At 66.7% G+C, this 23,513-nt stretch carries 22 protein-coding genes and 2 pseudogenes; 5 read left to right on the top strand and 19 right to left on the bottom strand.

What is annotated here, in order from left to right:
* Positions 1-119 precede the first annotated feature (119 nt).
* The 9 genes from ABS761_RS07410 to ABS761_RS07370 form a co-directional block, all read right to left on the bottom strand.
* The gene (locus ABS761_RS07410; RefSeq protein ID WP_103044763.1) at positions 120-2,039 is read right to left on the bottom strand and encodes a heavy metal translocating P-type ATPase; all 1,920 of its coding nucleotides are present in this window, start codon (positions 2,037-2,039) and stop codon (positions 120-122) included.
* A 106-nt stretch (positions 2,040-2,145) separates the two neighbouring features.
* Positions 2,146-2,376, bottom strand: coding sequence for a heavy-metal-associated domain-containing protein (locus ABS761_RS07405; protein ID WP_013519689.1), 231 nt, complete (start codon positions 2,374-2,376; stop codon positions 2,146-2,148).
* Positions 2,377-2,486: 110 nt separating this feature from the next.
* Positions 2,487-3,251, bottom strand: a complete 765-nt coding sequence (locus ABS761_RS07400) for a Crp/Fnr family transcriptional regulator (RefSeq protein ID WP_013519688.1) — start codon at positions 3,249-3,251, stop codon at positions 2,487-2,489.
* A gap of 96 nt (positions 3,252-3,347) precedes the next feature.
* Positions 3,348-3,923 carry a cytochrome b gene (locus ABS761_RS07395; protein WP_013519687.1) on the bottom strand — a complete coding sequence of 192 codons (576 nt, stop codon included), beginning with the start codon at positions 3,921-3,923 and terminating at the stop codon, positions 3,348-3,350.
* Between the two features lie 138 nt (positions 3,924-4,061).
* Positions 4,062-4,571, bottom strand: coding sequence for a hypothetical protein (locus ABS761_RS07390; protein ID WP_013519686.1), 510 nt, complete (start codon positions 4,569-4,571; stop codon positions 4,062-4,064).
* Positions 4,572-4,669: 98 nt separating this feature from the next.
* Positions 4,670-5,647, bottom strand: coding sequence for an FAD:protein FMN transferase (locus tag ABS761_RS07385; RefSeq protein WP_024539910.1), 978 nt, complete (start codon positions 5,645-5,647; stop codon positions 4,670-4,672).
* Complete coding sequence (locus ABS761_RS07380) at positions 5,628-7,832, bottom strand: PepSY domain-containing protein (RefSeq protein ID WP_103044765.1); 2,205 nt, start codon at positions 7,830-7,832, stop codon at positions 5,628-5,630. Before ABS761_RS07380 ends, ABS761_RS07385 begins: the two co-directional genes overlap by 20 nt.
* Before the next feature lie 10 nt (positions 7,833-7,842).
* A complete protein-coding gene (locus tag ABS761_RS07375; RefSeq protein WP_013519683.1) occupies positions 7,843-8,319 on the bottom strand; it encodes a DUF2271 domain-containing protein in 477 nt (158 codons plus the stop codon).
* Between the two features lie 29 nt (positions 8,320-8,348).
* Positions 8,349-8,759: a PepSY domain-containing protein gene (locus ABS761_RS07370; RefSeq protein WP_013519682.1), complete on the bottom strand. Its 411-nt coding sequence runs from the start codon at positions 8,757-8,759 to the stop codon at positions 8,349-8,351.
* Between the two features lie 258 nt (positions 8,760-9,017).
* Between ABS761_RS07370 and ABS761_RS07365 the strand changes: the two genes are divergently transcribed.
* The 5 genes and pseudogenes from ABS761_RS07365 to ABS761_RS07345 all read left to right on the top strand — a co-directional run.
* Positions 9,018-9,572 (top strand): sigma-70 family RNA polymerase sigma factor, encoded by a 555-nt coding sequence (locus tag ABS761_RS07365; protein ID WP_013519681.1) that lies wholly within the window; start codon positions 9,018-9,020, stop codon positions 9,570-9,572.
* Positions 9,573-9,587: 15 nt separating this feature from the next.
* Positions 9,588-10,055 (top strand): anti-sigma factor family protein, encoded by a 468-nt coding sequence (locus ABS761_RS07360; RefSeq protein WP_350407481.1) that lies wholly within the window; start codon positions 9,588-9,590, stop codon positions 10,053-10,055.
* Complete coding sequence (locus ABS761_RS07355) at positions 10,052-10,513, top strand: Spy/CpxP family protein refolding chaperone (protein WP_013519679.1); 462 nt, start codon at positions 10,052-10,054, stop codon at positions 10,511-10,513. The genes ABS761_RS07360 and ABS761_RS07355 overlap by 4 nt, the downstream gene beginning before the upstream one ends.
* A gap of 123 nt (positions 10,514-10,636) precedes the next feature.
* Entirely contained in the window at positions 10,637-11,116 is a 480-nt protein-coding gene (locus tag ABS761_RS07350) for a hypothetical protein (RefSeq protein WP_013519678.1), read from the top strand.
* Between the two features lie 30 nt (positions 11,117-11,146).
* Positions 11,147-11,537 (top strand): annotated as a pseudogene (locus tag ABS761_RS07345) (DUF3363 domain-containing protein); the annotation flags it as partial.
* 91 nt (positions 11,538-11,628) lie between these two features.
* Here ABS761_RS07345 and ABS761_RS07340 read toward each other — a convergent pair.
* The 10 genes and pseudogenes from ABS761_RS07340 to ABS761_RS07295 all read right to left on the bottom strand — a co-directional run bounded on the left by ABS761_RS07340 (position 11,629) and on the right by ABS761_RS07295 (position 23,509).
* Positions 11,629-14,001, bottom strand: coding sequence for a phosphoketolase family protein (locus ABS761_RS07340; protein ID WP_350407480.1), 2,373 nt, complete (start codon positions 13,999-14,001; stop codon positions 11,629-11,631).
* An 83-nt stretch (positions 14,002-14,084) separates the two neighbouring features.
* On the bottom strand, positions 14,085-15,293 hold the full coding sequence (locus ABS761_RS07335; RefSeq protein ID WP_013519676.1) for an acetate/propionate family kinase: 1,209 nt from the start codon (positions 15,291-15,293) through the stop codon (positions 14,085-14,087).
* 39 nt (positions 15,294-15,332) lie between these two features.
* Complete coding sequence (locus ABS761_RS07330; RefSeq protein ID WP_024539904.1) at positions 15,333-15,794, bottom strand: cytochrome c; 462 nt, start codon at positions 15,792-15,794, stop codon at positions 15,333-15,335.
* A gap of 60 nt (positions 15,795-15,854) precedes the next feature.
* Positions 15,855-16,997 (bottom strand): annotated as a pseudogene (locus ABS761_RS07325) (lipid A deacylase LpxR family protein).
* Between the two features lie 53 nt (positions 16,998-17,050).
* The gene (locus ABS761_RS07320) at positions 17,051-17,917 is read right to left on the bottom strand and encodes an LOG family protein (protein WP_013519673.1); all 867 of its coding nucleotides are present in this window, start codon (positions 17,915-17,917) and stop codon (positions 17,051-17,053) included.
* Entirely contained in the window at positions 17,914-19,326 is a 1,413-nt protein-coding gene (locus ABS761_RS07315) for an MBL fold metallo-hydrolase RNA specificity domain-containing protein (RefSeq protein WP_066708194.1), read from the bottom strand. Before ABS761_RS07315 ends, ABS761_RS07320 begins: the two co-directional genes overlap by 4 nt.
* A gap of 7 nt (positions 19,327-19,333) precedes the next feature.
* The gene (locus ABS761_RS07310) at positions 19,334-19,543 is read right to left on the bottom strand and encodes a YgaP family membrane protein (protein ID WP_013519671.1); all 210 of its coding nucleotides are present in this window, start codon (positions 19,541-19,543) and stop codon (positions 19,334-19,336) included.
* Positions 19,544-19,596: 53 nt separating this feature from the next.
* The gene (gene yiaY, locus ABS761_RS07305) at positions 19,597-20,748 is read right to left on the bottom strand and encodes an L-threonine dehydrogenase (RefSeq protein ID WP_013519670.1); all 1,152 of its coding nucleotides are present in this window, start codon (positions 20,746-20,748) and stop codon (positions 19,597-19,599) included.
* Entirely contained in the window at positions 20,745-22,394 is a 1,650-nt protein-coding gene (locus ABS761_RS07300) for an efflux transporter outer membrane subunit (RefSeq protein WP_024539902.1), read from the bottom strand. The genes yiaY and ABS761_RS07300 overlap by 4 nt, the downstream gene beginning before the upstream one ends.
* Positions 22,391-23,509: an ABC transporter permease gene (locus ABS761_RS07295; RefSeq protein WP_350407479.1), complete on the bottom strand. Its 1,119-nt coding sequence runs from the start codon at positions 23,507-23,509 to the stop codon at positions 22,391-22,393. The genes ABS761_RS07300 and ABS761_RS07295 overlap by 4 nt, the downstream gene beginning before the upstream one ends.
* Positions 23,510-23,513 lie beyond the last annotated feature (4 nt).

The following is a 23,513-nucleotide window of genomic DNA, read 5'->3' as shown; positions in this document are numbered from 1 at the left end:
CTGAATTCATCGAACACTCAGGTTCCGGCAAGATTCTTGCGGCAGTGCAGCGGCTGGGATGGGAACAAGGCCTCTGGCACCGAGATGCCAGAGGCCGAGGCAACGATCATGTGCACCGCTCAAATGGATGGAGCCGACTCTCTCGCCACTGTCGACAAGGGCGCTGAGTGCGCCGGTGTCGCGCGCCGCAGCAGCCGCATGGCATTGGCAATCACGATCAATACCGAGCCTTCGTGGAACAGCATGCCGGCGGCCATGGTCACCCCACCCATCAGCACACCGGTCAGCAGGAGGCCGACGGTCGCTAGAGCGATGACGATGTTCTGGCGGATGTTGGAGAGCGTGCGCCGCGCCAGCGAGATGGCCTCGGGCAGCTTGAGCAGGTCGTCGCCCATGAGCGCGATGTCGGCGGTCTCCACCGCCACGGCCGAGCCGGCTGCGCCCATGGCCACGCCGACGTCGGCGGTGGCCAGCGCCGGCGCGTCGTTGACGCCGTCGCCAACCATCGCGACGACGTGGCCGGCCCGCTGCAGGCGGGCGACGATGTCGAGCTTGTCCTCGGGCAGCAGCCCGGCGTGCACCTCGTCGATGCCGGTGGCGGCGGCAACGGCATCGGCCACCGGCTTCACGTCGCCGGTGAGCATGACGACCTTCTTCACGCCCGCCTTGTGCAGCGCGGCCACCATGGCTGCGGCGTCGCGCCGGATCTCGTCGGCCACGGCGATCACGCCCAGCACCTGGTCGTCCACGGCAACGATCATGGGCGTGCGCCCCTGGGTGGCCAGTTGATGCGCCTGGCGGTCTGCGCCCACCGTATCGGCGACGCCAAACTGCTCCAGCAAGGCCAGGTTGCCGATCAGCACCCGCTTGCCCTCGACGCGGGCGGTGATGCCCTTGCCGATCACGGGCTCGATGTGCTCGGGCAGCTCGGCCACCGCGATGCCTGCTTGCTCCGCCGCTTCCAGGATGGGACGCGCCAGCGGGTGCTCGGAGCCGGCCTCGGCGCGCGCCGCCCAGGCGAGCACCTGGTTCTTGTCCACGCCCGGCGCCAGCGCCACGACATCGGTGAGCTGCGGGCGGCCCTTGGTCAGCGTGCCGGTCTTGTCCACGGCCACGACGTCGATCTTGGCCGCGGTCTCCAGGAACTCGCCGCCCTTGATCAGGATGCCGTCGCGTGCCGAGCGGCCGATGCCGGCGACGATGGACACGGGAATGGAGATCACCAGCGCCCCCGGGCAGGCCACCACCAGCAGGGTCAGGCCCAGCACCACGCTGCCGCTGATGAGGCCGGCCAGCAGCGCCAGCACGACGACGGCGGGGGTGTACCAGGACGAAAACCGGTCCATGAATTTCTGCGTGCGCGCCTTGGCGTCCTGCGCGTCTTCCACGCGGTGAATGATGCGCGCCAGCGTGGTGTCGGCGCCGATGCCGGTGGCCAGCACCTGCAGAAAGCCGCCGCGCGAGATGGTGCCGGCGAAGACATGGTCGCCCTTGGACTTTTCCACCGGGATCGATTCGCCGGTGATCGACGCCTCGTCGAGCGCGCCGGTACCGGCGATCACCTCGCCATCGACCGGCACCTTGGCGCCGTTCTTGACCAGCACCACCTCGCCCATGGCGACGCTGGCGGCGGGGATTTCCACCTGCTCGCCCTTGCGCATCACGATGGCCGTGTCCGGCGCCACGGCGATCAGCTCGGCCAGCGCCGCGCGGGTCTTGTTCAAGGTGGCCGATTCCAGCGCGTGGCCAATGGCAAACAGGAAGGTGACGGCCGCCGCCTCCCAATACTCACCAATGATCAGCGCGCCGACGGCGGCGATGCTCACCAACAGGTCGATGCTGATGTGGCGCACGGCCAGCGCACGTACGGCGTTGCGCACGATGGGCGCGCCGGCGACGAGGGCGGCGGCGACCATCAGCCACTGGGCCGCCAGGGCAGCGCCGTAGCCCTTGGATGCGGTGAATGAAGCCAGGATCAGCAGGCCGGACAAGGCGGGAGTCGTCCAGCGGCCGTTGATCCATGCGTTGATCTTGTTCATGGGGTTGGCCTCCAAAGGTGGTCAAGCGGGACAGGGGCAGCCGCCGCCGCCGGGCGCGGCGGTGTGCTGCTCGTGGAGTGAGCGGCGCGGGGGCCATGGTGGTGCGTCAGAACGCCGAGGCGCGCGCGGTGTAGCCCACCTTGGCGATGGCGGCGATGAGATCGTCCGCGCTGACGGTTTCGGGGTGGTGGTCGACTTCGATGCGCGCCGATGCGAAGTGCACCTTGACGTGGCTCACGCCCGCCATCGCGCCGACGCTTTTCTCGATCTTGGTCACGCAGGACGGGCAGGAAAAACCCTCGGCGCGCAAGGTGGTGCGGGTGTTGGTGTTGGTCATGGTTTTTTCCTTGTATGACGGTCTGGTTGAGGGATGCCTTCACTGTAGGCAGGCCCGCCGTATTGCTCCATGAGAAACGTCAATCAACAGCAGCCGACTTTGGCGCTGACTCAAACCATGCCGTCGCGCACTTGCTCCAAGCGCGCCGCATCGACGATGGCGACCCAGCGCCGGCCGGCGTCGATCCAGCCCTCGCGCTGCCACTGGCTGAACAAGCGGCTGACCGATTCGGTGGCCGCGCCGGCCATGGCGGCCAGGTCCTCGCGCGCCAGCGGCACGTCCAGCAGCATGGCCTCGTTCCAGGGCTTGCCGACCTTGTCGGCAAGAACCAGCAGCAAGGCTGCCAGGCGCTGCTCCAGCGGCGCCCCGGCCAGCATGTGAATGGCGTGCTGCGACTGCGTCAGCCGGTGCGCCACGCCCTTGAGCGTGGCCACAGCGACTTGCGGAATTTCTTGCAGGATGGCGTCGTACTCAGGCGCATCCAGGCCCAGCAGGCAGGCCGGCGTCAAGGCGGTGGCGCTGTCGGCGTAGAACTGCTGGCCCAGCGCCGGCAGCGCGCCAAAGAAATCGCCTGGGGTGAGCAAGTCAATCAGCGACTGGCGCCCATCGGCCGCCAGCCGCGTGGTCTTGACGGCGCCGATCGCCACCACGTAAATGTGCGTCGCGGCATCGCCTTCCAGGTAGACGGGCTCCCCGGCCGCGAAGTTCTGGGCCTGGCAATGCCGGTTGACCTGCGCCAGTTGCCCGTCGTCGAGATCGGCAAAAAGAGGGACTTTGCGGCAAACGGCCATGCGCATGTCCAGCGAGCAGGCCGCCGGGTCCGGGTCTGGCATGGACAGGGGGATTTGGCGGCGTTTGTTTATGGCTTGTTTCATCGTGCTGTGGAATAAGTTCGCGGCGTCTTGAGCCGATCTGCCGGTGTTCCGGCCGGCGTCCAGATCCGGAGCTGGCAAGGGTTTTGCGGCAGCCGGTCAGCGGCTGTCTCTGGAGTTTGGGTCAAGTCGAGCCCGCCCCAGGCCCATGCGTGCCAGCGTCGTGTCGTGCATCAGGTAGTGATGCACCAGCGCCGCTGCAGCGTGTAGGCCGATCAGCCAGTACCCGAGTGTGCCGATTGCCTCGTGGACTTCTTTGAGGCCGCCTGCAAGCGCCTTGTCAGGCGCCATCAGCCCAGGCAGTTCGAGTCCGAACAAGGACACGGGCGCGCCCTTGGCGTTCAGGCTCAGATAGCCGAGAACGGGCGCCGCGATGAGCAGGCCGTAAAGCGCCCAGTGCATGACATGGGCCAAGCGGGACTGCCACGCGGGCGTACCGGCAAGCTCACTGGGTTGACCCAGCATCCACCGCAGCGGCAGCCGAACCAATACGACGACTGCGAAAACCAGGATGCCCAGGCTTTCATGCCAGCTCTTGGCCAGCGCCCGCTCGGCACTGCCCTTGGGCAGGCCATCGTGCAGCTCGATCAAGGCATAGACACCGACCATCAGCAGCAGCGTCAGCCAGTGCAGTGTGATGAGCGTTGGATGGTAGCGTTCAGTGGTTCTGGACATGAGGCTCTCAATGTGGATGCGGGCGTGAACGTGGCAGCCCGCGCTTTTGCAGGCGAGGCTGCCACGATGCCAACCCTCGTTCCGGTTCTGAAAAAGCAGCTGATGGATTCTTGCTGCCCCTGCTTGCAGCACCGTTTGTCAGCCGATGGATGCGTCGCGACCGGTTGGCTGCTGCGCCATAGCCACCCAACGCAGCCCATCGCCCTGGCTGAGGTAGTAGTGGCCGTCGGGACTGATCACCACCGCACGGGGTGCGATCGAGTCGAAGAAGTACTGCCAGCCAAACCCGGGCATGCCGGCCTGGGCCTGGTTGGCGATGGCCTGCCAGGGCGCCGTTGCCGTTTCCGCCGCTGGTTGGGCTGCGGCGATCCAGCGCAGCCCCTTGCCGCGGCTCAAGTAGTAATGGCCATCAGGGCTGATGACGACGGCGCGCGCTGCCTGCGGGTTGAAGAAATACTGCCAACCATGTCCGGGCGAGCCTGCCTCGGCCGAGTTGGGAATGGCCTGCCAGGGTGCGTTCAGCGCTTCGATGCGCTCGGCGCGGCTGGCGTGGCGCTGCGTGCGATCGGAATGATCGCCGGCCAGGGCGGTGTTGCCCAGCAGGGCCGCGGCGATGCCGATGGAGGCGATGGTGGTGGCGACTTGCATGACGTTCTCCTTGAGTTGCAATGCAGTCACGATCGACTGTGGCTGCAGTCTGCGCGGGTGTGGGTGAACCGGTGCTGAACAGCCTCTTCACCCGCCGTTCATGCCGTACCCGCCGATGCGGCAGCGGCGAAGCGGCCCGAGCCCAACTCGACCAGCGCCTCGCCCCGGCGCAGCAGCCACAAGGCATCCAGGCCGTGCCGATGCGCCAAGGCCAGGCCCTGGCCCGAGCCCGCCACCAGCAAGGCGGTGGCCCAGGCGTCGGCGTCCATGCAACGGGGCGCCAGCACGGTGACGCTGGCGACGCCGTTGTTCACCGGCTTGCCGCTGCGCCCGTCCATGCTGTGCGCCAGGCGTGCCTGGCCCACCTGGACGAAGTGCCGGTAATCGCCCGACGTGGCCACGGCCAGGTCCTGCAGCTCGATCACCCCGTGCGCGGCGCGCAGGCCTGCACGCGGGCTCTCCAGCGCCACCGCCCAGGGCGCGCCGCTGGCCTGGGGGCCGATGGCGCGCAGCTCGCCGTCCAGTGCGACCAGGGCGTGGCACACGCCGTGTCCGGTGAGCACGGCACACATACGATCCACGGCATAGCCTTTGGCGATGCCGCACAAATCGAGCTGCAGTGGCGAGTGCTTGCGCGCCAGGCCGGCGGCCAAGTCCAGCTCAAGGGCTTGCGGTGTCGGCAGGCGTTTGGCATTGCGCGCGGCGCGGATGGCCTCGGCGTCCGGCGTGTCGCATGCCGCGCCAAAGCCCCAGGCATCGACCAGTGCGCCGACGGCGGGATCAAACGCTCCGTCGCTCAGGCGGCAGACTTCGAGCGCGCGGGCCAGCACCTCAAGGATCTGCGCCGGCAGTGCCAGCCAATCGCCTACCGGCGCACGGTTGAGCTGATTCAGTGCGCTTTCCGGCTGCCAGGGCGACATCTGGGCATCGACTTGTTCGACCGCTTCGGCCAGCGCCTGGCACAGTGCGTTCGTGTCCAGCACAGGCGGCACATCGCAGCTCACGGCCCAGCGCGTGGCCATGGTCGGCCCGTGCAGTTGCAGCCGGTGCAAGGGCTCAGAACAGGTCTTCGGCATAGCGCCCCTTGGCCTTCAGTGCGTTCACGTCAAGGCCCAGCGGCGCCAGCAGCGCATCGAGCACCTCGCCCACGCCCTGGGCCATGGGGCGGCTGCCGCACACGCGCACCGCGGCGCCGGCGGCCAGCAATTTGCGCAGGCGTTCGGCGTCGCGTTGCAGGATTTCCTGCACGTAGCCGCCGCCGGGCACGCGCGAGAAGATGGTGTTGACGCTGGCCACGCGCTGCTCGGCCTGCCAGCGCGCGATCTCGGAGCCGAAGTAGTAGTCGGTGGCCGGGTCGCGCGCGCCGAAGTACAGGTGCATCGGCGTGCGCTCGTCGTTGCGCCGAATGAAGCCTGCCAGCGGTGCCACGCCGGTGCCAGCGCCGATCAGCAGCACGCTCGGCGGTCGACCGCTGAGGGTAAAGCCCGGGTTGGCACGGATGAAGGCCTGCGTGCTGTCGCCCGGCTTGAGCCCCAGCAGGTGCGCCGAGCACACGCCGCCGGGCCACTGGCGCACGCAGATTTCCAGAAAGCCGTCGGCGCTGCCCGACGCCAGCGAGTAATAGCGCGCCACCGCGTTCCCCGGTGGCACGATACCTACCAGGTCGCCCGCCTCGAAGCGGCCCAGGCCGCAGCCGAGCAGACGCGCAAACCACGGCTGGCGCGGCCAGGCAAAGCGCAGGATGGCCGTGGGCCGATCGGCCTGGCCGGGGTAGTCGCGCCGCTCGACGAGCGTCAGCGCGGTGGTGGCGGGCAGACGGGGTCGGTAATCGATCGCCAGCGGCTGGCCCAGGGCCTGCGCCAGTGCCTCGCCCCAGCGGGCGAACTGCTGCGCCGACTGCTGGTGGATCAGCTCCAGCGGCAGTAGGCTCGCATGCCCCTGGGCACGCAGCGCCTGCTCGACGGCCTGTGCATAGGCGCAGAACGCCGGGTATTGGCGATCGCCAAAACCCAGCACCGTCACCGGCACGCCGCTGCCGCCCTGCGCGGCAATGCGCTCCAGCGCATGACGCGCATGCGCCGGCGGCTGGCCATCGCCATGCGTGGCCGCCAGGATGAAGACCTGCTGCGCCGTGGGCGTGATCTGGAAGTGCTCCAGTGCGCTGCTGTGCACGCGCCGCCCGGCGCGTACCAGCGCGGCATGCAAGGCCTGGGCAAAGCCCCAGGTGCTGCCGCCCTCGCTGGCGACGAAGATCAGCACCTCGGCCTGCTGCAGGCGGGAGTTGTCGGCGATGTGCACCGCGTTGCGGCGCCCCTGCCACCAGATCAGCACGCCGCTCGCCCAGAACAGCAGCACGCAGAGGCCCGCGAGGCCCATCACCACGGCCCACGGCCAGGCGCTCTCGCCGGTGTGCAGCACGCGGGCCCAGTCGTCCAGCCGCTGCGCCAACGTCGCCTCCTGCCAGGCCAAGGTATCGCCGCTGTGGCGGTCAATCCAGCCTTGGCCGCGCGTGGTCGCCACCTGCCAGGTGTCGGTGGGGTCGCCCGCATCGGGGAGGTTGACGCGGTGCAGATCGCCGACGCCGAGGTCGCGCAGCAGCGGTAGCTGCGCCGGCGCCAGGTCGGCCCCCGTGCTGGCGCTGGAAACAACGTCGGGCTCGGGCCCGGCTTCCAGTTCGAGCAGGCCGAGTGTCGAGGCGCTCATGGTCAGCGCCGTGATCGAGGACAGCAGCAGCAGGGCCAGCACCACCCGGCCCGCCAGTACGTGCAGGCGCTGCGCCAGGGTGCCGCGCACCCGGCCTGCCACATGGCGCCAGCCGCCCATGCGGCGCACGAGCAGCACCAGGCCGGAAATCGACAGCAAGACCATGGCCAGCGCCGTGGCCGCGGCGCCCCAGCGCCCACCATCGCCCAGCAGCAGCGCGCGGTGCAGGTTCTTGACCCAGCGCGGCATGCTGGAGGGCTGGTAGTTGCCAAGCAGCTGGCCGCTGGTTGCATCGACGTAGCGCGCCTGCGCTTGGTCGCCGTCGAAGCCGAAGGCGGCGACGGCGCCCGAGGGCAGGCGACGGATTTCCTCGACGCCGGGCATGGCCTGCTGCACCTGTTGCACCAGCGTGGCCACCGGCAGGTCGGCCGGTGCTGTCGGCGCCTGCCAGGCCTCCTGCACCGGATCCAGGGCCAGCAGGGCACCGGACAGGCCCAGCACCAGGGCCACGGTGCCCAGGCTCAGACCCAGCCATCGGTGGACGGCTTTCCAGTTCATGCCTTGCTCCTTACTTCAGCTGGAAGCTGGCCGACTGGATGTACTGCTTGCCGGCCTGCGCCTTGCCGGCGCCCGCCGCCGTCAGGGGCAGCCGCACCTCGGAGGGGCTGTCACGCATGTCTTCCACGGCGGCGTCGATGCGGATCTCGTAGCCGGCGTCGATCAGCGCGTCGGCCAGATCGGCCGTCACCCTGAGCGTGCGGCCCGCGCCGACGCTGGCGCCGGTCACGCCATTGAGACGTTTGGCGTCGCCGGCCGACAGGCGGCTCCAGTCCGCCAGGTGCTTGTAGTACTTGGCCTTGCCGCCGGCCACCCAGAGCGTGCCGGCGTAGGCGCCCTTGGCATCGGTCAGGTAGACCGCCAGGTAGGCGCCGTCGCCGCCGTAGTTCTTGAGCTGGGTGGCAATGGTGACTTCGCGCGCCTGGCCGAGGGCGGGCACGGCAAGCGCGCAAGCTGCGGCAATGGCGGTGATCAGGGGTTTGGACATAGGGTTCTCCTGGAAAGAGGGGAGGCGATTCATTGCACCTGGCCGCGCGGCGCGCTGCCCGGGGTAAAGAGGGGTGAGGAAGGGGCAGTGCCCGCATCCTGCGGCGTGTGGTCGCGCCGGCGCTCGCGCTCCCGGTCCCGGTCTTTGTGGTGGTCATCGCGCTCGCGCGACTTGATCTTCAGCACCTGCAGGGTCTCGGGGTCGAGCTTGGCCTTGAAGCGCTGGCCCTGGGCGTCGGTGCCACGGATTTCGTAGCAGCCGTCGTCAATCTTCAGTCGCTCGACCTGCCAGCCCTGCTGCGCCGCCATCTGGCGCACCGCTTCGCGCGACTGCCATCGCGCGGCCGGGGCATCGCAGTCGCTGGATGCCACCGCTGGCAGCGCCGCGACGGCCAGCACCAGGGTGGCCAGCCGGGGCTTGAGGTGTAGGTTTCGTTTCATCGTCGGTTCCTTTCACAGCATCAGAGCTGTTGATGCCAATAATTTTGACGAACCGGGGGTGAATCAACACTGAACCTTCTGTTCACCTCGTGTTCATCCGATCGAGCCAACGGTCAGTTCACGTTGCCACATGCCCCCATCGGACGTATTGATGAGAAGCATGAAGCGAATCGCGAGTCTGGCTGGACTGACGAAGACGGGTTCGTCAGGGCTTGCCCGAAGATGGAACTTTTGCGCTCCTCATGCGTTAACGCCCCAATGCCCCAACCGAGCCAGTTTGACGAGACTGACTGCATTGCCCGCGCCCAGCGCGGGGAGGTTGCGGCGTTCTCTGAGCTGGTGACGCGCAACCAGGATCGCATCTACCGCTTTCTGGTGCGCATGACTCGGTCACAGGAGGATGCGCGCGAGTTGACCCAGGAAACCTTTCTGAGCGTCTACCAGGCACTGCCCAGCTGGCGCCCGCAGGCGCAGCTGTCCACGTGGCTGTTCCGCATCGCGCGCAACCAGGCACTGGACCGGCTGCGTCGCGCGCGGCACGTGGAGTTCGTGGCGCTAGACGACGCGCTGCATCAGCAGGTACCGGCGGATACGCCCACGCCCGAGGCCATGCTGCAGGCGCGCCAGCGCATCGCGGAGCTGGAGCGCGCGCTGGCGCGGCTGTCGGTGGAGCACCGTGAGATCCTGCTGTTGCGCGACATCGAGGACATGCCCTACGAGGACATTGCCCAGGTGCTGGGCATCGGCCTGGGCACCGTCAAATCCCGCATCGCCCGCGCCCGCGCCGGGCTGCTGCAGCACATGCCACGCTGACCGCAAGGAGCCACCATGACCTGCCCACGCATCGAAGACCTTTCCGCCTTTGTCGATCACGCCCTGCCCGCGCGCAGACAGGCCGCGCTGCAGAGCCACCTGCGGGCCTGCCCTGTCTGCAGCCAGCAGCTCGATGCGCTGCGGGCGCTGCGCCAGGAACTGCACGCCCTGCCATCGCCCACGCTGGGCTTCGATCTCGCGGCGCAGCTGCAGGAGCGCCTGCGCGACCGGCGGCCACCGCGCGCCGCCAGGCCCCGGCGTGCCGGCTGGGACCTTCTGGGCTGGATGCCCACGGGCCTGGCGGCTTGCGCGGCGCTGGTCTCGGGCCTGTGGATGGGCGGGCTGCTGCTGGGCACGGGGGCAGCCATTCCTACCACGTTTGCGGCCGCCGACCCCGCCATGGCGCGCGTGTTCGACCCCGTGCCGCCGGGCGGGCTGTGCGCCGCCACCGAGATTTGCCGACTGCCAAGGAATCTGCCATGAAACACCCCACCTGGATCCGCACCCTGCTGGCCGTCTCGCTGGCGCTCAACCTGGGCATTCTTGCGGCGCTCGTGCTGCGCCCTGCCCGCGTGGCGCCGCCCCCGGCGCCGGCCGTGCACCTGCCGGACTACCTGGCGCTCACGCCCGGGCAACGCACGCGCTGGGAGGCGCTGGAGGCGCCGTTCCTGCACGACCTGTCATCCAACTGGGACGACATACGCCACCGCCGCGAAGCCCTGGTGCGCCACATCTTCGCCGCCGCACCCGACCGCGCGGCCATCGACGCCGAGCAGGCCGCCATTGCCCGCCTGCAGGCCGCGCAGCAGCAGCGCGTGATCACCCAATTGCTGGCCGAGCGCGAGCTGCTGGACACCGCCCAGCGCGAGCGCCTGCTGCAGCTGTTGCTGGGTCGCTACGCGCAGGAGGCGACCGAGGAGGAGCTGCTGCACCGCAAATAAGGCCGTGCACCAAAGATGCAAAACACATGGAACATTCAGACGCGCGCTTCGTTGAAGAGGGCAAGGCAGCCAGGCAACCCGCACGGCCACCTTGCATGGTTCAACTTTCAACGGAGCATTTCCATGAAACAACTCACCACACTGCTGCTGGCCGCCGCCCTGGCAGTCCCCCTGACCTCGATGGCCGCGAGCGCGCACGACAGCCACGGCAGCGCCGAAACCCACCAGTTGCAACTCAACGCCGGCAAGAAATGGGACACCGACGCGCCGCTGCGCCAGGCCATGACGGCCGTCCATGCATCGGTGACGAAAATCCTGCCCGCGGCCCATGCAGGCAAGGCCACGGCGGCCGACTACGACGCCTTCGGCAACGCCGTCGGCCAGCAGGTCGCCTACATGGTGGAAAACTGCAAGTTGCCCCCCGAGGCGGACGCCCAGCTGCACATCATCGTGGCCGACCTGGTGGCGGGCGCCGAGGCCGCCCAGGGCAAGCACGGAGAAGGCAAGCGCGCCGCCGGCGTGGTGCAGGTCGCGCAGGCCTCCAACGCCTACGGCAAGTATTTCAGCCACAGCGGCTGGAAGGCCGTCAAGCTGCCCCATTGAAGGACATGCCAAGCAGGGTGAGGGTATGCCCAAGGCAGGCCCATTCGCCCCCGTGCAAAGTGTCTAGCCACGTTCGGGCACTTGGAGGCACCACGCCGTGCCAGCACCATGGAGCGCGTGGTCGAAGGGCTATGGAAGGTGCCGAACGATCAGCCCGAGCAGGGCCGCCGCCATGACGTGCAGCGTCTGGGTGGTGTGGCCATTGAGCTGAAATCGTACCTGCCCATCGAGCGGCAGGCCCGCGTGATCGGGGCCACCCGGCTCGAATGGCAGCAGGGCGGGCCTGAGCAACCTGGGCTCCGGTGAGGGAACCAAGCAGGCGATGCAGCAGCGCGCCGACTCCCTGGACGAACAGGGACTGGATAAGCGGTGCAGGCGATGCGTGATCCTGACATGCAACCTGCTGGGCACGTTGCGCAGTTGAGAACTGGCGCAGACCGCGAGGACATCGCCTCCACCGGCCTGGAGCTGCCGGCGCACTTCATGACCGGCACAGGATTCGCGTACCTGACTCACGGGCTCAATAAATCTTTGGGATCGCCGGTGCCATCAAGAGCCGCGCGCTGCGCAGGGTCGAGCAGTGCTTCACGATTCCAGCCGGCCACGGCCGCTGCGGCATCCACCGTATGCGCCCAGGTACAGCGGTTGGCGAACAGCATGCCGGGGACATCGAAGGTGCCGCCGCGGCTGATGTAGCCGAGGGCGTGCGTCCTGGTCGGGCCGTTGTCGATGCGGCGCAGAATGCCGAGCATGGGCTCGGGGCGCGTGTGGGTGAGGATCACGCGCGGCAGGCCTTGCGGGAACAGCGTGCTGACAGTGGCGTCTTCATCGACGAACTCCGCTTCCATGGCATCGCGCGGGATGCGCAGGCGGCCAGGTTCCAGGATGACGGTGACGCAGGCGCGCTTGCCCATCCCGGCAAGGTGCTGCTGCGCCTTGATCGCCTCGTCGAGTTGGTAGGCACCCAGCGCGATGAGCTGCACTTCGGCCTCGGCGGGGTCACCGATCAGATGGGCCGCGCCGTCACGGATCAGGCGTTGCGCCGATTCGGCATCGAAGCGGTTCTCCACGTCGCGCTTGGAAACGATGAGGCAGGCCAGTTGCCCGCGTCCGGCATAGATTTCGCGCAGCGCGGCGACCGCAGTGTTGCCATCCACCGGGAACAACACGCGCGAGGTGTCCGACATCTCGCCCAGCAGGGCTTCGCCGATCGTCGGGTCTTGGTGCGACTGTTCGTTTTTGGCGTTCTCCCAGGTGTGCGAGGTGACGATGAGTGGCACCGACAGCCAGCCGGCGGGCTGGCCGACCTGACGCAGGTGGCGGGCGAAGATGATTTCCTGCCGCATCAGGCCGAGCATTTTTACGGCGAAGGCCTCGTAGCTGACGATCAGGTTCAGTCCACCCTTGTTGCCGAGTGCGGCGGCGGCCACGGCCTCTTCGTTGAGCGCGGTGATGACGGCGCCGTGCAAATCCTCAGGCACACCGGGTTCGGGCTCGTTGACGCGGTGCTTGAGCAGCGCCAGCGTGCCGCCCATCTTGTTGCTGGCCAATTCGTCAGGGTTGCCGATGCGCATGCGCAGCTCGGGATTGGCTTTGGCGAATTCAACGAACCACTGATCCAGCGCCGTCATCGCACTGCCTTCGCTGCCTGATATTTCCCAGCGCGGTTCGGGCAGCCTGGGCGCAGCGGGGTGGCGGTGCGCCATCGGATGCGCGCTTTCCAGCGGGCGCTGCTGGGCGGCGTGGGTTGCGAAGGCGGTGAGCGTCGCGTCGAGTTCGACCGGAGCAACGAAGAGCGCAGCCGCGCTTTCGTTGAACCGCCCACGCATGGCGACATCGGTGTGGGGGTTGCCGCCCAACGGCAGGTTGTGCGCGGCGTTGCTGCCAGCACCGGGAAAGCCGAAGCCCTTCTCGGTCTCGGCGATCACGTAGGGCAGAGGCGCCGGATAGCGGCGATCCGGATCGGCGGCAAACGCACGCAGCGCGCCCTCGGCTTCGACGATTGCCCAGGCGATCGCGGCCGGGTCGCGGCCATCGACGATCACCGGGTCGAAGCCGTTGTGGCGCACGTCGTCGGCCAGCCATTGCGCACCCCCTTCCTGCATGATCTGGGTACGTTGCTCGATGCGGCGGCCGTTGAGGATCATCACCGGTACAGCGAAGCCGCTGTCTTGCGCGCGCCACCAACGCGGCGCCCAGTCCGGGCCACGCTGCTCCTCGAAGGCGCCGTCACTGAGGAAGGCGACCAGCGATTCGCCAGGCAGCGGCATGTGGATGTACTGCAGTTCGGCAAAGCCGAGGTAGCCGCCTTCGGACACGGCACCGGCGGTGTTGGGGCCGGCATGGCTGCCCAGCGGCACGGCCGGGCGGCCCTGCGCATCGATGGCATAGGAATAGAAATCGGCACACAGGCGCGACAGGCCTTGCTCGCTGCGGTCGTAGCGGCCCCGCTGCGCGGGCGAGACATCGCCGGTCAGCACATTGACGGCTTCGATGGCGGCGACACAATGGCCCTGGCCCATGATCCAGCCGCGTGTGCTGCCGGTGAGCGCGTTGGCCAGCAGGTAGCCGACGAAGGCCTGCACCATATTCAGCGAGCCGCCGGTGTGGCCTTCGGGCGTGGGCTTGAAGTCCTCGGCTGACAGCGCCGCGCCGGAAAGATCGATGCGGCGCGCATAGGTCATGTGCGCGACCACGTTCATGGCCACGCAGCTCAGGCGGTCGGCGGCGGCAAGCAGGGTGTAGGCCGTCGTCTCGTCGGCAACACGGCCCTCGACGATCAAACGGGTCACCAGGGTTTCCATGCGTTTGATGGTCTCGTCGCGATGGACGATGGGGCCGTGCCCGGCAAGCCAGCACTGGCGGATGGTGGAAGCGGTGGTCATGCGATTTCCCCTCTTTGATGTCGATGAATCCCTGCGTGGCTACAGAGTCAGTTGAGTTGAGCGCGCTCGGCCTGGCTGGGACATCACGCGCCGCCTATCAAATCCTGCGTATAGCGCGCTGTGATCCATTCCTCGTTGGTAGGCTCCACCGCGGCCAGCACCCGGCTGTCGGTGGTGGAGATAACCGGGGCATCGATGGCGTTGGCATCGGCATCCAGCTTGATGCCGATAAATGCCAGGTCGCGGCAGACGCGCTCGCGCACGAAGGCGTTGTGCTCACCGACACCGGCAGTGAACACGAGCAGATCCAGGCCGCCAATGACTGCGATCAGTGCGCCAATCTCCCGCACGATACGGCGCACGTAGAGCGCCAACGCGATGCGGGCGCGTTCGCCGACTTCGCCGGAATCGCTCTCGTGCTTCACCACCACGCGCGGCTCGGCCGAAATCCCGGAAACACCGAGCAGGCCGGACTGGTTGTAGAGCGTGCGGCCTACTTCTTCCAGTGAGAGCTTTTCGATCTCCATCAGGTAGAGCAGGGCGCCCGGATCGAGCGAGCCGGTACGGGTGCCCATCATCAGGCCGTCGAGCGCGGAAAATCCCATCGTGGTGGCGATGCTTTGCAGGTTCTGCATCGCGCACAGGCTGGCCCCGCTGCCGAGGTGCGCGACGATGGTGCGGCCGCGTGCCAGATCACCGTGGCGCTCGGGCAGGACGTGGCTCATGTAGTCGTATGAAAGGCCGTGAAAGCCGTAGCGGCGCAGACCGCGTTCCCAGGCCGAGTACGGCAGCGGCAGGATCTGCTCCACCTTCGGCGCCGTGCGGTGAAAGGCTGTATCGAAGCACGCTACCTGAACAATTCCGGGCCACTGCTCGAACAGCAAACTCATGGCCTTCAGGGGAAAGGGTTGGTGCAACGGCGCCAAAGGAATCAAGGCCCGCAGCTCCGCGATGGAGCCATCGGTCACCACGGTTGGCTCGAAGTACCTGCTGCCGCCATGGACGACACGATGCGCGATGGCCACAATGCGGCGGCCATCGAGTCGGGCCACGATGCGCGCTTGAATCAGCGCCAGAGCGGCGGTGTGAGGGTGTTCGTGATCCAGATGGATGCGCTGCTGTGCAGTGCCACTGTCGCTGTACTCAGGCGCGGGCCCAGCAATCCCTTGCACCTTGCCGTGCCAGAGCGGCTCGCGCGGCAACGGGCGCACCTGTGCATCGAACAAGGCGAACTTGATGCTTGAGGAGCCGCAATTGAGCACCAGGATGAGGCTCGGCTGGGAGTTGCTCATCGTGATGCCCCATACAAACCGGCCTGGGACAAATGCGTGTCAGCGACTCCCATAAAACTGTTCCACGAACGATTGTCGGAAGCTTTGGTGACAAGCGAGGCAGCTTTGTTGTGTCTTGGAGAATGCGGCGATAACGGCCTGGCCGTCGCCGCGCTTGGCGGCATCCCCCATGGCGCTCGCAGCGTCCTGGACCTGTCCATCGAAACCCCGGAATTTCCCGGCATCCGTGCCAAGCCAGCCAAGAATGCGCATCTTTTCGCCCAGAGGTGGCTCGGCATGCTTGGCGATTTTGGGCGCCAACTCGGCGACCAGTGTCCATTCCTCCTTGGAAATCGCACCGGTGACGGCTTGCATGTCACGGCCAAGTCGCTCCATGACGCTGCGAAGCGCCATCGGCTTTGCAGCGTCAGCGGACTGCGCGCCCAGTCCCGTGGTGGCGGTGGCCAAGGCTACTGACAACGTGATCGTCAAAAGCTGTCGAGGGTTCAAGAGGTAACTCACGGGATTCTCCATGGAGGTTGTTGGTGAATGCTTCGCAGGCGGGCGCATGGCTTCGGGATTTCAAAATTCCATGCTCAACGCAATCGATCCGAAGGCGTGATGGCCGATCTGCTGGTCGAACTCGCGGGTTCTCCAGACGCGCATCACGGCAAGCCGCACGCCATGCCCGGCAACAATCCATTGGCTGCTGATGCCAATGGCTGCCTGAGCGACCCAGGGTCATCGACTGACGTGATGGCTGTGCCGAAACAGATTCCCGTCGAGCGAGAAATCCCAGGCAACGGCTTTGGCCTCCAGATTCAGGAATGCATGCGCTCCGGGTTTGGGCGCGCGCGCTGATTGAGGCTCTGTTCTGCGCAGGTCGGAAACGCCCGAGGGCGGGCGATTCTCCGCGCCGGGCCGAATCGGATAGCTGCCGAAGTCGTTCGGAATGTTCCAGCCCGCACGCAATTCCATGCCGGTGCTGGCTGCGGTTTCGATGTTTCCGATCCGCAGGGCATAGCTGCCGATCACGTCGCCGCTCCACCCCGGCCGGACGGCACCCTCTGTGTACGACTTGAACTTGCGCTCCATCGCCATCTGGAACGCGGGTTCGTTGCGCAACTGGTTGTCCCAGCCGCGAAAACGATCGATGCCCCGCACCCGATGCACCAGATCCTGCGATTGCTCCGCCAACGACCAGGGGCCAATCACGCCCAGGGTCAGTTCGCGCACATCAAGTATTTCATAGCTGGCGGCCTGTGGGTGGACGCGGTGATTCCATGCCAAACCCAGGTACAGCAGGCCGGCGTACGGGCGATCGTCGGAAATCAGATCGGTGCGCGTCTTGTCCTCGGGCGTGTACATGGACTGGCCGAAGCGCACGACGATGTTTTGCGATGCCGATTGGGCGCCAGAGTCGCGCCAGAACTCGGGATCAGCCCAGCCGATGAAGCGGGTGTACCAGGCAATCGGTTGGGGCAGACACTCCGGGCGGAGCGCGCCTTGCAGATCGCGCGAAACCACGCTCAGCGCCACACCGTTGGTGTAGTTGCGGTCGGTGCCCGTGAACAAATCGTTCTCCAGGCGCAGGGTTCCACCTCTCCAGTGCAAGGCGTGCTCTGGCAGGCAGCGGGAAATACCATCCGAGGATGCGGGCTCCGCGCCACGGGCGGCAGTCGAGCCGAGTACCGCGCACGCAATCAGCGGCGTGATACTGCGCATCGACCATTGCGCATTGGCCTTGGACAGCCGCGCGTGAAGGCTGCCGATGCGCATCATGATGGCGCGCCATCTGTTGCCCTATCGACGTAAAAGCGTTCCAAGGCACCCATGATTTCCTCGGCTTTGTCGACGCAGGTAAACAAGTCGAGATCGGACGGCGATACGTAGCCTTCGTCGAGCAGAAGATCGAAATCAACGGCTCGGCTCCAGAAGTCGCGACCGACAAGAACCACCGGAATCCGTTGCATCTTCCCGGTCTGGATCAGGGTCAGCACCTCGAACAGTTCGTCGAGCGTTCCATAGCCACCGGGGAAGGCCACCAGACCTTTCGCATGCAGCAAGAAATGCATTTTGCGCAGCGCGAAATAGTGGAACCGGAACGCCAGCTCCGGACACATGTAGGGGTTCGGCGCTTGTTCGTGCGGCAACGTGATGTTGAGGCCGATCGAGCGAGCCCCGGCATCGAAAGCACCGCGATTGGCTGCCTCCATGATGCCGGGGCCGCCACCGGTGATGACGACGAAATCGCATCGTCCCTCCTGCTGGAAACGAGCAGAGATCAGTTGAGCGAAGCGCTGTGCCTCTTCGTAATAGCGTGCCTGTTCCACGCGGCGACGGGCCAAGACTAGTTCCCGCCCAAGCGTCGAATTCCCTGGCATGGTGCCCGCTCGCTGCTCCAGCACAGCGAGCCGGTCGCGTGCAGTGGCAGCATCGCTTACGCGCGCACTGCCAAACACCACCACGGTCGAATGCACGCCTTGCTCACGCAAGATGCGTTCGGGCTTGAGCAGTTCGAGTTGGAGACGCAGCGGGCGCAGATCGTCCTGGCCAAGCAAATCGATGTCTTCATACGCAAGGCGGTATGTGGGTGAATCGAGGATGGCGCGCAGGCGCTCGTCAGGATCAGCGGGCGGTGTCATCGCTCGACCACCAGAAAATCCGGCCACGGAACGACCCGGCCGCGCTCGGGCACCGAGACCTGCCAGCCAAGCTGCTGTTGCAGGAGTTCCGCCAAAGCCTGCGCGGCGGACGGCTCCCCATGCACTACAAAGGTTTGCTCGGGGGCTTGCTTGAAGCCTCGGGCCCAGGCCATCAGGGCTGGTTGGTCGGCGTGCGCCGAGAGCCCATCGACACTGTGGATCGCCGCGCGCACCGGAATGTCGTCGCCGAAGATGCGCACGCGCGCCGCGCCATCGACCAGTTGGCGGCCCAGTGTTCCCTGCGCCTGAAAGCCGGAGAACAGGACGCTGCATTCCTTGCGCGGCAAATTGTGGCGCAGGTGGTGCCGGATGCGTCCCGCGTCGCACATGCCGCTGGCGGAAATGATGATCGCGCCCGAACGAATCTGGTTCAGCGCCATGGATTCGTCGGCGCTTTCCGTGAAATGCAGATACGGCAGGTTTTCGCCGCGCGCGTGCCACCCGGCCAAGCGCTTGGCCTGCTCGTCGAACAGCTCAAGGTGCTCGCGCGTGATGCGCGTGGCTTCCGTGGCCATCGGCGAATCAACGAATACCCTCGGTTGCCGCAGCCGCCCCTCGCTGGTGAGACGGTGCAGGTGGTACAGGACTTCCTGGGTTCGACCGACCGCGAAGGCCGGCACGATGACGTTGCCACCGCGTTCGAACAGGGTTTTCTCGACGATGCCGATCATCTCCTCTTCGGTTGCCGAAAAGTCCTTGTGCTGGCGGTTGCCATAGGTGGACTCGATGACGAGGATGTCGGCGTCCTCGATGGGTGTCGGGTCGCGCAATATCGGGCGTCCCGGCTGGCCAAGGTCGCCGCTGAATACCAGTTTTGTCGGGTAGCCGTACTCGGTGACCCAGACTTCGATGATGGCCGAACCGAGGATGTGCCCGGCATCGCGAAAGCGCGCGCGCACCCCGACCCGGGGCGCGAACTCCCGGTCGTATTCGATGCCTCGTACCTGCTGCAGGCATTCGCGCGCATCCTGCAGCGTGTACAGCGGCGGCAGCGGGTCCTTTCCGCGGAACCGCTTGGCACTGCGTTTTGCATCGCTCTCCTGGATGTGTGCACTGTCGGGCAGCATCACGCCCAGCAGATCAACCGTGGCGGGAGTGGTGTAGATGGCCCCTTTGAACCCGGCGCGGGTGAGTTTGGGCAATAGCCCGCTGTGGTCGATGTGGGCATGGGTCAGGAGCACGAAATCGATAGCTGCCGGGTCGAACGGAAATGGCTCGCGGTTGCGCGCCGCCGCCGCAGAGCCCCCTTGAACCATGCCGCAATCCACCAGGAAGCGCAGGCCCGCCGCCTCCACCAGGAAGCACGACCCGGTGACTTCGCGCGCAGCACCCAGAAATTTCAGTTTCATGGGATGCTCACTCGGGCTTCTTCTTTTGCATTGGACAGGTGTTCACGCCGAGCAGGCGATAGCCCGGACAGCGACCCGCCAGGCCGGTAATCAGCGGCATGATTCCGATGAGCCCCAGCCACCGCCATGGCGAATCCAGCCACAACGGCAAGCTGAGCAGGATCAGGCCGATGACGACGCGCGCGATGCGATCGAGGTTTCCTACGTTCGTTTGCATGGAGGCACTCCTTGATGGTGGGATAGAACGGGTTCGGGAAATCACGCCGACGGCTACATGGCCGCCGCGAAAATGGCACTGATTTCCTCGTGCGACGCCTGTATTGGATTGGTCAGTCCGCACGCGTCCTTGAGCGCATTGGTGGCCAGGGTGGGAAAGTCCTTGGCCTGAACGCCAAGCTGTGACAGCCCGTGGGGAATGCCGATGTCGGCGGACAATTGGCGAATCGCCAATAGGCACAGATCCGCGGCGGCCTCGTCGCCCAGGCCATCGGTCTTTTCCCCCATCGCGCGGGCGATGTCGGCGAGGCGTCCCGCAGCGACCTGCTTGTTGTAGGCCTGCACGTGCGGCAGCAGGACGGCGTTGCACACACCGTGCGGCAGGTCGTAGAAGCCGCCCAGTTGATGCGCCATGGCGTGCACGTAGCCCAGCGAGGCATTGTTGAAGGCCATGCCGGCGAGGAACTGCGCATAGGCCATCTGTTCGCGCGCTTCGACGTTTCGCCCGTCAGCCACCGCCTTGCGCAGCCATTGGCTTATCAATGCCACGGCCTTGAGTGCGCAGGCATCGGTGATCGGCGTGGCAATGGTTGAAACATAGGCCTCCACCGCGTGCGTAAGGGCATCCATGCCGGTGGCGGCGGTCAAGCTGGCGGGTTTGAGCAGCATCAGCTCGGGGTCGTTGACCGAGAGAATGGGCGTCGTGTGCTTGTCGACGATCGCCATCTTCACGTGGCGCGCCTCGTCGGTGATGATGCAAAAGCGCGTCATTTCGCTGGCCGTTCCAGCCGTGGTGTTGATCGCCACCAAGGGCAGCTGCGGCTTGGCCGACTGGTCAAGTCCCTCGTAGTCCTTGATCGTTCCGCCATTGGCAGCGACCAATGCGATTCCCTTGGCGCAGTCGTGCGGCGAACCGCCGCCGAGCGAGATGACGAAATCACAATCGTTGTCGCGCAGTTGCTTCAGCCCATCGGCCACGTTCTTGGTCGTCGGGTTGGGCTGCACTCCATGAAAAACCAGGGTATCCACGCCGTGGCTGGCAAGAAGGTCGCGCACGTTGCCGACCAGTCCGAGACGAACCAAGGGAAGGTCGGTCACGATCAGCGCTTTCCTGAAGCCATAGGACTGGATGGCCTTGGCTGCATCACGAAGACAGCCCGCGCCCATCAGGTTCACGGGCGGAATGAAAAAGGCGGTGGTGGTCATGGCTTGGCTCCTTCGGTTGGCCTGTTGATGATCAAGTGAGTAAGGGTTTCGCGTTCCGCGCTTTGGCTTGTGAGGTGTTCCGTCGCGGCGGCGCTTGCAGGCATGCCGGAGCGACTTGCACGAGGCGTGGGTGCGGCGGCGCCTGTAGGCGAATGGGCGGCGCTTGGCGTCATGTTGGATACCTCCCAGCCGCCCCCGAGCGCCTTGTACAGCGCCACCAATTGCACGGCGGCGCTGGTATGCGCACGTGCGGCCGCAGTCTCGGCTTCGTGCAGGCTGCGCTGGGCGGCCAGCAGCTCCACCAGTGCAACATCGCCCGCGGCGTAGCGAGCCTTGGCGTAGCCGTAGCTGGTTCGTGCCGCATCCAGGGCCATGGCACGGCGCTCCAACGTGTCCAGCCCGCCGTGGTAGTCGCCCAGCGCACGCTCGGCGTCACCCAGCGCCGCCAACACCGCCTGCTCATAGGCCAGCGCCGCCTGCTGCTCGGCGGCCTCGCGTGCCCGAATCTCGGCACGCACGCGGCCACCATCGAACAGACGCCAGGAAATCAGCGGCAGGATGGAAAACCGTGAACTGGATGCATCGAACCAGTTGCCCGTGCTGAGCGCCTGAAACCCGCCGCCGACACCGATGGAGAGCTTGGGGAACAGCTCGGCCGTGGCCACGCCGATGTCGGCAGAACTCGCCGCCAGACGCCGTTCCGCGGCCAGCACGTCAGGGCGGCGGCGCAGAAGATCAGCACGTTCGCCCACCGGCAGGGCCCGCAGCGTGCACGGTGCCAAGGGGCCGTCGAGCAATGCCAGTTCACGCTCCGGTGGAGCGCCCAAGAGCACGCCCAGGCCCAGCACCGCGGCGCGCTGGCGGGCCTGGATGTCCGGCAGCAGTGCGTTGACGGCAGTCCACTGCGCATAAGCCGCCTCCACATCGGCGGCGGATGCGTCGCCCAATGCATGCCGCAGGCGCACCAGCTCCAAGGTCTGCTGCAGCGTATCCAGCGTGGCTTGTTGTGCATGCAGTTCGTATCCAGCACCAACGGCGGTGAACCAGGTGCGTGCGACCTCGGCCACGATGCGCATGCGCACACCCTGTGCTTCGACTTCGGTGGCTTGCAGGCGGGCGCTGGCGCCTTCCAGGGCGCGGCGCTTGGCGCCGAATAGATCGGCCTCCCAGGCCGCATCGAAGCCCGCATCGTAGATGGTCTGGGTGGCGTCCATGCCGGGAATCGAGCCCACGGGCAAGGGGCCGTTCTTGCTTTGCCCGCGTCGGTTCACGCTGGTGCCCGCGCTCACGGTGGGCATCTGGTCGCCAGCCACGCGGTCGCGCAGGGCGCGCGCCTCGTCGATGCGTGCCGCGGCTTGGCGCAGATCCAGGTTCTGTGCCAGTGCCGTGCCCATCAGGCGGTCAAGGATGGGGTCGTCCAACGCGGACCACCAGCGGGCCAGGTCCGCGGACTGTGATTCGCTCGCCAGAGGCAAGGTCCAACCGCTGCCGATGTCCACAGGAGGCGGCTCGCGGTAGTCGGGGCCCACGGCCGCACAGGCGGTCAGCAGCACGCAGGACAGGGCCAGCCCGAGCGGGCGCAAGCGCCTGGACGCCGGCGGTGCGGCTGGCGTGCGCGAGGAGAGGTGGCGGGTTTTGGTTTTCATTGCAGGCGTCCTCGGACGAATACGGTGGCCATCGTCAGCGTGGCGAGGGCGATGAGCGCCAGCGGCCAGAGGCTGGCGAGAATGTCGCCGGGCGGCATGGCCTTGAGGAAGCTGCCTTCGACGATGATGAGGAAGTGGGTCAGCGGAATGGCCTGGGCCAGCCACTGCAGGACGAGCGGCATGTTTTCCACCGGCGTCGCAAAGCCCGACATCAGCACCGCCGGCACGCCAATGGCGAACGCCCCCAGGATGGCCTGCTGCTGGGTCATGCTGACTGCGGAAATCATCAGGCCGATGCCGACCACCGAGGCGATGAACAGCACCAGGCTAGCGAGCAGCAGTGCGAACGAGCCGGTAAACGGGATACCGAACAGGAACACGCCCGCGCTGATCATGAACAAGCCCAGCAGGGTGCCGATCGCCAGCGCCGGCAATGATTTTGAAATGATGATTTCCGGTGTGGAGGTGGGCGATACCAGCAACTGGTCGAAGGTGCCAAGCTCGCGTTCGCGCGCGATCGACAGCGAGGTGATGAGCAGCGCGCTGAACAGCGCCAGGATGCCCGTGAGCCCAGGCACGATGAACCAGCGGTAGACCAGGTTGGGGTTGAACCAGTGGCGCACGACCACGGGCGTCGGCGCCTGCGCGTCGGGCACGACCTCGGCCCCAACGTCGGCGGCGATGGTGGACAGGTAGGCGACGGTGATCTGGCCCGAGTTGCTGCGCCGGCCATCGACCAGAACCTGGGCGCGGCCGCTGTCGCCGGCGGCGATGGTGCGCGAGAAATCCACGGGAATGGCGAGCGCGGCGATCACCTCGCCGCGGTCGATCATCTCGTGCAACAGCCGCTGGCTGTCCACGTGCCGCACGTGGGTGATGAAGCGGGCGCTGTCCAGGCGCTGCACCAGCTCGTGCGACCAACGCCCGGCGTCCTGGTTGTAGACGGCGATGTCGACGTTGCGCACTTCCAGTGTGGCTGCAAAGGCGAATACCAGCAGTTGCAGGATCGGCGGTACGAATACCACCATGCGGCTGCGCGGGTCGCGCAGCACGCTGAGCACTTCCTTGATGAATTGGGCGCGCAGGCGGGTGAACGAGAAGGCAGAGGTCAACATCGCG

Origin of the sequence: Castellaniella sp. GW247-6E4, from assembly GCF_040276065.1 — a bacterium.
Taxonomy (GTDB): domain Bacteria; phylum Pseudomonadota; class Gammaproteobacteria; order Burkholderiales; family Burkholderiaceae_B; genus Castellaniella.
This window is presented reverse-complemented; position numbering and strand designations above follow the sequence as displayed.